The 10,000-nt window shown below is 60.8% G+C and carries 8 protein-coding genes (1 of these 8 cut by a window edge); 1 reads left to right on the top strand and 7 read right to left on the bottom strand.

The genetic code is table 11. The features are described from left to right. Nucleotides 1-2,328, bottom strand: partial view of a DNA gyrase subunit A gene (gene gyrA, locus HGI30_RS00040; RefSeq protein ID WP_168905851.1) — the 5' portion only. The gene continues 171 nt to the left of window position 1, outside the view; only the first 2,328 of its 2,499 coding nucleotides appear in the window; it begins with the start codon at nucleotides 2,326-2,328; its stop codon lies beyond the left edge, outside the window. Nucleotides 2,329-2,665: 337 nt separating this feature from the next. On the opposite strand from gyrA, the gene HGI30_RS00035 reads away from it, so the two are divergent. Next, nucleotides 2,666-3,406 carry a YheC/YheD family protein gene (locus HGI30_RS00035; protein ID WP_235680262.1) on the top strand — a complete coding sequence of 247 codons (741 nt, stop codon included), beginning with the start codon at nucleotides 2,666-2,668 and terminating at the stop codon, nucleotides 3,404-3,406. Nucleotides 3,407-3,468: 62 nt separating this feature from the next. Here the strand turns inward: HGI30_RS00035 and gyrB are convergent, their stop codons facing one another. From gyrB to dnaA, 6 genes are all read right to left on the bottom strand, one after another. Further along, entirely contained in the window at nucleotides 3,469-5,382 is a 1,914-nt protein-coding gene (gene gyrB / locus HGI30_RS00030; protein ID WP_168905850.1) for a DNA topoisomerase (ATP-hydrolyzing) subunit B, read from the bottom strand. Nucleotides 5,383-5,465: 83 nt separating this feature from the next. Further along, entirely contained in the window at nucleotides 5,466-5,714 is a 249-nt protein-coding gene (remB, locus tag HGI30_RS00025; RefSeq protein WP_168905849.1) for an extracellular matrix regulator RemB, read from the bottom strand. A gap of 67 nt (nucleotides 5,715-5,781) precedes the next feature. Continuing rightward, nucleotides 5,782-6,891: a DNA replication/repair protein RecF gene (recF, locus tag HGI30_RS00020; RefSeq protein WP_168905848.1), complete on the bottom strand. Its 1,110-nt coding sequence runs from the start codon at nucleotides 6,889-6,891 to the stop codon at nucleotides 5,782-5,784. Nucleotides 6,892-6,949: 58 nt separating this feature from the next. Further along, nucleotides 6,950-7,165, bottom strand: coding sequence for a S4 domain-containing protein YaaA (gene yaaA, locus HGI30_RS00015; protein WP_168905847.1), 216 nt, complete (start codon nucleotides 7,163-7,165; stop codon nucleotides 6,950-6,952). A 112-nt stretch (nucleotides 7,166-7,277) separates the two neighbouring features. Then, nucleotides 7,278-8,420 (bottom strand): DNA polymerase III subunit beta, encoded by a 1,143-nt coding sequence (gene dnaN, locus HGI30_RS00010; RefSeq protein ID WP_168905846.1) that lies wholly within the window; start codon nucleotides 8,418-8,420, stop codon nucleotides 7,278-7,280. Nucleotides 8,421-8,647: 227 nt separating this feature from the next. After that, nucleotides 8,648-10,000, bottom strand: coding sequence for a chromosomal replication initiator protein DnaA (gene dnaA / locus HGI30_RS00005; RefSeq protein ID WP_168905845.1), 1,353 nt, complete (start codon nucleotides 9,998-10,000; stop codon nucleotides 8,648-8,650).

Here is a 10,000-nt window from a genome sequence, read left to right as displayed (position 1 = left end):
CGAATCCATATTCATGCGGATGAGCGTTCCGGACTCCGTCATGATCATGAGGTCCTCGTCCTCGGCCACTACCTTGAGGCAGACGACCGGTCCGCGCTGCTCGCTCACATTAAACGTCTTGATGCCCTTGCCGCCGCGAGACTGGATACGATAGTCCTCGACCGGAGTCCGCTTGCCGTAGCCCTTGGACGTGACGATGAGCACTTCCTGAGCCGGATCGACGACGTCCATGTCGATGACCTTGTCGCTCTCGTCAAGCTGGATGCCCTTGACGCCGGTCGCCGAGCGTCCCATAGACCGCACGTCGCTTTCCGGGAAACGAATCGACTGTCCGTTTGCCGTGCCCATGAAAATCTCCTGCTTGCCGTCCGTCAGCTTGACGCTGATGAGATCGTCGTCCTCGCGCAGGTTGATGGCGATCAGGCCGACCTTGCGGATATTGGAGTAGTCGTCGAGCGGCGTTTTTTTGACGACGCCCTGGCGCGTGCCGAAGAACAGGAAGCAGTCCGGGTCGAACGATTCGACCGGGATGACCGCATTGACGGTCTCGCCCTGCTCGATCTGCAGCAGGTTGATGATCGGCGTCCCGCGTGCCGTGCGGCTGAGATCCGGAATCTCGTACGCCTTCAGCCGGTACACCTTGCCCTTGTTCGTAAAGAAGAGCAGGAAGTGGTGCGTGTTGGAGACGAACAGATGCTCCACGAAGTCGTCCGACTTTGTATCCATGCCCATCACGCCCTTGCCCCCGCGGCGCTGGCTGCGATAGGTCGTGACCGGCAGCCGCTTGACGTAGCCGGAATGCGTAATGGAGATGATGACATCCTCGCGCGGGATGAGGTCCTCGTCGAGGATCTCGTCCTCTCCGATCGTCACTTCGGTGCGGCGTTCGTCGCCGAAGCGCTCGCTGATCTCGGCCAGCTCCTCGCTGATGAGATCCAGCACAAGCTGCTCGTCGGCGAGAATCGCCTCATACTCCGCGATGCGGGCCAGCACCTCGTTGTACTCCGCTTCGATCTTCTCGCGCTCCAGCCCCGTCAGGCGCTGCAGCCTCATGTCGAGGATCGCCTGCGCCTGCTCGATGCTGAGCGAGAAGCGGCCAATCAGCCCTTCGCGCGCTTCGTCGGCCGTACGCGAGGAGCGGATCAGCGAGATGATCTCATCGATATGGTCCAGCGCGATGCGAAGGCCTTCAAGAATGTGGGCACGAGCCTGAGCCTTTTTGAGATCGAACTCCGTGCGCCGGCGAATGACCTCGATCTGATGCTGCAGGTAGTGGTACAGCATGTCCCGCAGCGTCAGCGTGCGGGGCTCGCCGTTCACGAGCGCCAGCATGTTGATGCCGAACGTCGACTGCATCTGCGTATGCTTGTACAAGTTGTTGAGCGTCACGCTCGGGTTGACGTCTCGGCGCAGCTCGATGACGACCCGCATGCCGTTGCGATCGGACTCGTCCCGCAGATCGGTGATGCCTTCGATCTTCTTCTCGCGAACAAGCTCCGCGATCTTCTCGACGAGACGCGCCTTGTTGACTTGGTACGGCAGCTCATGCACGACGATTCGCGCTTTGCCGGCGTTCTCCTCGATCTCGGCGCGCGCCCGCATCGTGACGGAGCCGCGGCCGGTCGTATAGGCCTGCCGAATGCCCGAGTGGCCCATGACGAAGCCTGCCGTCGGGAAGTCCGGTCCCTTGACGTAGTCCATCAGCTCCAGCGACGTGATGTCGGGATTGCGGATAAGCGCCTGGATGCCGTCCACGACCTCCCGCAGGTTATGCGGCGGGATGTTGGTCGCCATGCCGACCGCGATGCCGGACACGCCATTGACGAGCAGGTTCGGGAAGCGGGCAGGCAGCACCGACGGCTCGCGCTCCTCGCCGTCATAGTTGGAGACGAAGTCGACCGTGTCCTTGTTGAGATCCCGCAGCAGCTCCATGGCGATCTTGGACAGGCGGGCCTCCGTATATCGCATGGCCGCAGCCATGTCGCCGTCGATGGAGCCGAAGTTGCCGTGGCCGTCGACGAGCATGTAGCGCATGGAGAAGTCCTGCGCCATCCGGACCATCGATTCGTAAACAGCGCTGTCGCCGTGAGGATGGTACTTGCCGATGACCTCGCCGACGATGCGGGCTGATTTTTTATAGGGCTTGTCCGGGGCCATGCCGAGCTCCGACATGGCATAGAGGATGCGCCGGTGAACGGGCTTGAGTCCGTCGCGCACATCCGGCAGCGCGCGGCTGACAATAATGCTCATGGCATAATCCATGAACGACTCGCGCATCTCCGTGCCGATGTCCCGGTCCTTGATCTGGGAACGTTGTTCTTCCGCCATACTTACCTCCTGTGCAGTCAGGCCGCCAAGCGGCTCTTGCCTGATGGTCGCGGCCCGCCTCGCTCGCTGTCCTATCTTATCTGTGTGGCACAAACAGAGGACAATTAAACGTCGGGACCGTCGAAAAATAGGTGGATGCCGTGCTCCATCCGTGCGCGAAATCCATAAAATAAGGCGATGGATCGCAGTGGGACAATACACTCTATTATAGCATTGATTGGTCGCTTACGATATCGGAATTTGCACTACGATCCGGAAGCCGATCCGCCGAAACCTGCGGCGCGGCGCGCTTTTGGAGACAGGGAAGGATGAGGTTCGGTTGGCCATCCAACGAGTTGTGAGCAAACAAAGAAAGACGGAGGTGCTGCTGCAGTCGGAGGCGCTAGCCCTCCATGTGCCGGACACGAGAATATACGGCCGGGACTCGCTGAAAGCGATGCTGGACCAGTACGGAATGCTGTATATCAAGCCGGACTCCGGCACGTTCGGCAACGGCGTCATCAAGGTGCAGAAGCTCGCGGAGGGCGGTTACCGGTTCCAGAGCGGCATCCGCGTCCAGACGCATGCCGCCTACGAGGCGATGTTCCGCTCGCTGGAGCAGATCCGTCCCAAAAAGCGCTATCTGGCGCAGAAGGGCATCCATCTGCTCCGGCATCGCAAGCGTCGTTTCGATCTGCGCGTCATGGTCCAGCGCAACCCGGCCGGCGCCTGGGAGACGACCGGCATCATCGGCAGGCTGAGCCACCCGTCCAAGATCGTCACCAACTACCACAGCGGGGGCACGATCACGCCGTTCGAAACGCTTCTGAGCGGACATATGGACGCCGCCGCGCAAAAGGAATTCCGCGGCCGACTCGAGAAGCTCGGCGTCCAGACCGGCGAGCAGCTGGCTACACGCTGGCCGAGACTGAAGGAGATCGGGCTCGACGTCGCCGTCGACACGTCGCTGAAGCCGTGGATTCTGGAAGTGAACACGAAGCCGGACCCGTATATTTTCCGCAGGCTCAAGGACAAGGAGATCTTCCGCCGGATGCGGCGCTATGCCGCCGCCTATGCGCCCAAGAGCCGCGCCCGCTGAAGAGGCAGCCGATGAAAGAAAGCCGGCTTTCGGATCGCTCCGAGCCGGCTTTTGCCTTGCTGCTAGATGTCGAGGTTCTTGACGTACTTGGCATACTGCTGGATGAAATCTCGGCGCGGCTCGACGTTGTCGCCCATAAGGGTGTCGAACATGACGTCGGCTTTGATCGCATCCTCGATCTGCACCTGCAGCATCGTGCGGCTCTCGGGGTCCATCGTCGTCTCCCACAGCTGGGAGGCGTTCATCTCGCCTAAGCCTTTATAGCGCTGTACGTTTACTTTGGCGCCTTCGCCGAACTCGGCGATGATGTCTTCCCGCTCCCGTTCGGATTGGGCGTAGCGGACGACCTTGTTGCGCTCGATCTTGAACAGAGGCGGCTGGGCGATATAGACGAAGCCGGCTTCGATGATCTTGCGCATGTACCGATAGAAGAACGTCAGCAGCAGCGTGCGGATGTGAGCGCCGTCGACATCGGCGTCGGTCATGATGATGATCTTGTGGTAGCGGGCCTTGGCGATGTCGAAGTCGTCGCCGATGCCGGTGCCGAGGGCGGTGATGATCGCGCGGATCTCGGCATTGGACAGGATGCGGTCCAGGCGCGCCTTTTCGACGTTGAGGATCTTGCCGCGAAGCGGCAGGATCGCCTGGAAGTGCCGATCGCGGCCCTGCTTGGCCGATCCCCCGGCGGAGTCGCCTTCGACGATGTACAGCTCGCTGATGCTGGCATCCTTGGAGGAGCAGTCGGCCAGCTTGCCGGGCAGGCTGCTCACCTCGAGCGCGCTCTTGCGGCGCGTCAGCTCGCGGGCTTTGCGGGCCGCCTCGCGAGCGCGGGAGGCGGACAGGCCTTTGTCGACGATCTTGCGGGAAACCGAAGGGTTCTCCTCGAGGAACTCCTGAAGCTTCTCGGCAAAGAACGACTCCACGATGCCGCGCACCTCGCTGTTGCCGAGCTTGGTCTTGGTCTGCCCTTCGAACTGGGGCTCCGGAATCTTGACGCTGATGATCGCGGTCAAGCCCTCGCGCACGTCGTCGCCGGACAGGTTGCTGTTGTTGTCCTTGATGGCGCCGGACTTGCGGGCATAGTCGTTGATGATGCGGGTGAGCGCGCTCTTGAAGCCGGATTCGTGCGTGCCGCCCTCGTGGGTGTTGATGTTGTTGGCGAAGGAGTAGATGTTCTCGCTGTAGCTGTCGTTATACTGCAGGGATACCTCCACCTGGATGCCGTCCTTGGAGCCCTCAACATAGATCGGCTGTTCATGCAGCGGCTCCCGGTTGCGGTTCAGGTACTGGACGAACTCGATGATGCCGCCGTCGTAGCGGAACGTGTTGCTGACGCCGGTGCGCTCGTCCTCGAGCACGAGCTCGATGCCTTTGTTGAGGAACGCCAACTCGCGCACGCGGGACTGCAGCGTCTCGTAGTCGAAGACGGTCGTCTCGGTGAACACCTCGGGGTCCGGCTTGAACAGGGTCCGCGTCCCCGTCGTGTCGCTCTCGCCGACGATCTTCAAGTCGTACTGCGGCGCGCCGCGGCGGTATTCCTGCTGATAGATCTTGCCGTCCCGGCTGACCTGGACGACCACCTGCTCGGACAAGGCGTTGACGACAGAGATGCCGACGCCGTGAAGGCCGCCCGATACCTTGTAGCCCTCGCCGCCGAACTTGCCTCCCGCATGAAGGACGGTCATGACGACCTCGAGCGTCGGCCGCTTCATCTTGGGATGCTCGCCGACCGGGATGCCCCGGCCGTTGTCGGTGACGGTGATGCTGTCGTTCTCGTGAATCGTTATCGTAATCCGGCTGCAATAACCGGCCAGCGCTTCGTCGATGCTGTTGTCGACGACTTCCCAGACCAGATGGTGGAGGCCCTTGCCGCTCGTGGAGCCGATATACATGCCCGGCCGCTTGCGGACGGCCTCCAGGCCCTCGAGCACCTGGATCTGGTTCTCGTCGTACGTATGCTGTTGGTTCGTAGACATGCGATGATTCACTGCTCCTCTCGACTGCGCTAAGCAACTGATGCGGGCATGCCGCGTACGGACATGCCCAGCCGCTGCCGCCTTCAGTTGGCGGCGAAGTTGTGGCCGCGCTTCTTCAGCGTGGATGATGAGATGGGGGAGTAGTACACCCGGCTCTTGGTGACGACGATCGACTTGGGCTCCTCCTCGCCGATCAGCTCGACGTCCTTGCGCTTCTTGGCGCCGGCGACGAACTGCTTGGAGAGCTTGGAGGACTGCTCGATGGATATGTCGAAGATGGCGACCAGCTCGGATGTCCGGATGATCTTCTCCCCGCCCAGATGGATGTACATCCCCTTCACGCTCCTCTATGCAAAGCCCCGCAAGGAGGCAGAATCGCCAAGAAAGGGCTGAGGCGGCCTATGGGGTGACCTTGCCGCCTTCAACCCGGTAGATACCTGCGTCGGACAGCCGGCTCGTATTGACGCTCTCCAGCCCCGTCGCGGTTATGAACGTCTGGACCTTGCCCTGGAACGTCTCGATCAGCTGCGTCTGGCGGTGCTGGTCGAGCTCCGACAGCACGTCGTCGAGCAGCAGCAGCGGGTACTCGCCGATCTCCTCGCGGATCAGCTCCAGCTCCGCCAGCTTGAGCGAGAGCGCCGTCGTGCGCTGCTGTCCCTGGGAGCCGTACACCTGCGCTTCCTTGCCGTTGATGAAGAAGGCCAGATCGTCGCGGTGAGGGCCCGCGAGCGTGACGCCGCGGCGGAATTCCTGATCTTTTACCTGGGTTAACTTTAACATAAATTGCTCGAATAAAACAGATTCTTCTTCGCCCTCGCCGATGTCGAACGACGGACGGTACTCGATCGACAGCTCCTCGCTACCGGCGGTAATGCCCGAATGGATGGCCGCCGCCCACGTCTTCAGCTTTTCTATGAATTGTTGCCTCTTTTTCATGATTCTAACACCATGCTCCGCGAGCTGCAGGTCCCAAACCTCCAGCAGCCCCGGCTTGACGCCGGACGGTCCGGCCGACTTGAGGTAGTTGTTGCGCTGCACGAGCACCTTGCCGTACTGCTGGAGCGTGTGCAGGTAGCCCGGCTGCACCTGCCCGATCTCCATGTCGAGGAAGCGGCGGCGGACGCCCGGAGTCCCCTTGACGATCTCCAGATCCTCCGGAGCGAACATGACGACATTGAGCGTGCCGACGAAGCCGCTCAGCTTGCGCTGCTCGAGTCCGTTGATCCGGGCTTTCTTGCCTTGGGCGGAATAGGACAGGTCGAGCGTCACGCGGCCGTAGCGCTTCTCCACCTCGCCGCGCACGGAGGCTTCTTTGCCGTTCCAGCCGATCAGCTCGCGGTCCTTGGCGGTACGGTGGGATTTGGTCAGGGCCAGCGCGAAGATCGATTCCAGCAGGTTCGTCTTGCCCTGGGCGTTGGGGCCGATGAACAGATTCACCTTGCGGTCCGTCTCGAGCTCCAGCTGATCGTAGTTGCGATAGTTGCGAAGCGCGATCTCATTCAGGAACACCGCTCAGACCTCCCGTCCAGAATGTCCGCCCCAGGCGGACAAAGCCATCGCTCCGAGTTCACGTTCTCTGAACCTTGAAGCCGCCGAAGCCGTCCACCTCGACGATGTCTCCGTCATACAGCTTGCGGCCGCGCCTGTTGTCGGGCTCGCCGTTCACGATGACTTTCGTTTCTTGAAGAAAGAACTTGGCCTGGCCGCCGGAGTCGATGCAGTCGCTCAGCTTGAGGAATTGGCCGAGGGCGATGTATTCGGTCTTGATCGTAATGGATTTCATGGGGATGCCTCCTAGGTCATGGGATGGGAAAAGAGGGAGAAGGCCGCTTCGGCATGGAAAAGGCGGGCGACCGGAAGGTCGCCCGCCGTGTGCTGCCGCCGCTCGCGGAGGTTCAGTTGGTCGTGCGGTACGGCAGGATGATGTACTGGCTGTTGTCGTGATCCGCCGGACGGATGATGATGGGGCTCATTGCGCCGGTGAAGCTGATGACGAGCTGCTCGCTGTCGATGACTTTGAGCGTGTCGAGCATGTATTTGGAGTTGAATGCGATCCGCAGCGGCTCGCCGCTTTGGCGGATGACCTCGAGCTGCTCCGTTACCCGTCCGAGCTCCGAGGAGCTGGAGGAAATCTCGATCGTTCCGTTTTCCAGGGTGACGATCCGCACGATGTTGGTCTTTTCCTCGCGGGACATCAGATAAGCGCGCTCCATCGCGTCGATCAGCTTGCGGGTCTCGAGGACGAGTTCTGTTTTGAACGTCTGCGGAATAATCTTGGAGGTATCGGGATAGGTGCCGTCGAGCATGCGGCTGTAGAACAGCGTATGTCCGAGCCGGAACAGCACCTGGTTGCTCGCGACGACGATGTCGACGAGGCCGCCTCCGTCGGGAACGAGCTTCGACAGCTCGACCATCGTCTTGGCGGCGATGACGACGTTGCTCAGCCGGTAGCCGTCCGGCGTCTCGACGCGGGAGATGCGGCTCGCGAGGCGGTGGCGGTCCGTCGCGACGAATTTAAGCTCTCCTCCAGCCAAGTTCCACAGCAGTCCGGTCAGCACCGGGGTCTGCTCGCTCGTCGAAGCGCAGAACACGGTCTGGCGGACCATCGCCTTGAGCAGGTCGCCCGGCAGCTGGAGCACTTCGTTCTCCTCGATGGACGGAAGAACGGGGAACTCTTCCGGATCCAAGCCGACCATCTGGATGTCGGTCGAGCCGGAACGGATCATCGTCTGATAGTTGTCGCCGACTTCGATCTGAACGTCCTCGGCCGGCAGCTTGCGGATGATCTCGACGAAAAACTTCGCCGGCATGACGACGCTGCCCGGCTTGTCCACCTTGGCGATGACCGCCTCGTCCGATTCGGCAGGGATGTAGCTCTGGATGGAGATGTCCGTGTCGCTTGCCGTAAGGGTTACTCCCTGGTGGGTGACGTCGAACTTGATGCCTCCGAGAATCGGGATGGCAGGGCGGACCGAGGCGGCTTTGGCGACTTGCTGGATGGCGTCGTTGAGTTCGTTTTTCGAGATCGTAAGTTTCATGCGTTCCTCCTTGAGTGTCTTGGGCGGCACTCGTCTTTGGGGTTCAGCCTGCGGCGGAGCCGTGCTTTGGTTTTAGATGATGTTTAGTTAAAAGAAAATAGCAGTAGTAGCCGTAGGGGCGGTGGATATGTGGATAAGCCCGATGAAGGGGGATGCGACAAGCCTATCCACATGTGTACAGCTTGTGCATAGGCTTGTCGGTTCTTGTCCCTTTTTCGGGGATAAGATTACATATGATTTTTGACTTTTTCCGTCAGGTTCTGAATCACCTTGAACAGCTCCTGGTCCAGCTTGAGCTGCTTGGAGATCTTCTCGTGCGCGTGGATGACGGTCGTATGGTCGCGGCCGCCGAAAGCCTCGCCGATCTTAGGCAGCGAGTAGTCCGTCAGCTCGCGCGAGAGATACATGGCGATCTGGCGCGGGTAAGCGACGGCTTTGGTGCGCTTGCGGGCCTTGAACTCCTCGAGCTTGAGGCCGTAGAACTCGCCGACGCGCTGCTGGATGTCATGGATCGTAATCATCTTGGGCCGGCTGGAAGGGATGATGTCCTTCAGCGCCTCCGCGGCCAGATGCGAGCTGATGTCCTCGTTGATGAGGCTGCTGTAGGCGACGACGCGGATGAGCGCGCCTTCGAGCTCGCGGATGTTCGTGTCGATCTGATTGGCGATGTACACCATCGCCTCGTTCGGGATGTCCAGGTTTTCCGCCTTGGCCTTCTTGCGCAGAATCGCGATCCGCGTCTCCAGATCGGGAGGCTGGATATCGGTGATGAGCCCCCATTCGAAGCGGGAACGCAGCCGTTCCTCAAGCGTGGGGATCTCCTTGGGCGTCCGGTCGCTGGAGATGACGATCTGCTTGCGTTCCTCGTGCAAGGCGTTGAACGTGTGGAAGAATTCTTCCTGCGTGCCGTCCTTGCCGGCGAGGAACTGGATGTCGTCGATCAGCAGGACGTCGATGTTGCGGTACTTGTTGCGGAAGCTCTCGCCGCGGTTGTCCCGGATCGCATTGATGAACTCGTTGGTGAACTTCTCCGAGGAGATGTACATGACCTTCGTGCTCGGGTTGTGCTCCAGGATGTAATGCCCGATCGCATGCATCAAGTGCGTCTTGCCGAGGCCGACGCCGCCGTAGAGAAACAGCGGGTTGTAGGCTTTGGCGGGCGCTTCGGCGACGGCCAGCGAAGCGGCGTGCGCGAAGCGGTTGTTCGCCCCGATGACGAACGTGTCGAAGGTGTATTTGGGATTGAGCATATGCGAAAAAGGCTCGGCTGCCGCAGCCGGCGCCAGCTTGACGGCCGGCTGGGCGGGAGCGGCCGGCTCGGGCGGCCGGTTCTCCTCGATGACGAACCGGATATCGACAGACTTTCCGACGAAATCGGACACTGTCGAACGGACGAGCTTCGTGTAGCGGCTCTCCAGCCATTCCACCGCGAACGTTGTCGGCGCCGTGACGACAAGCTGTCCTTCATCCGAAAAATTGGCTTTCGTCGCCTTGAACCAGGTGTCGAAGCTCGGTTTGCTCAATTTGGTCTGGATGATTGACAGCACTTGCTGCCACAAATCTACGGTATGGCTGTCCAC

This window comes from Paenibacillus albicereus (genome assembly GCF_012676905.1).
Lineage (GTDB): Bacteria > Bacillota > Bacilli > Paenibacillales > Paenibacillaceae > Paenibacillus_O > Paenibacillus_O albicereus.
Note: the sequence above shows the minus strand (reverse complement) of the source record. Positions and strands in the feature narration are given on the sequence as shown.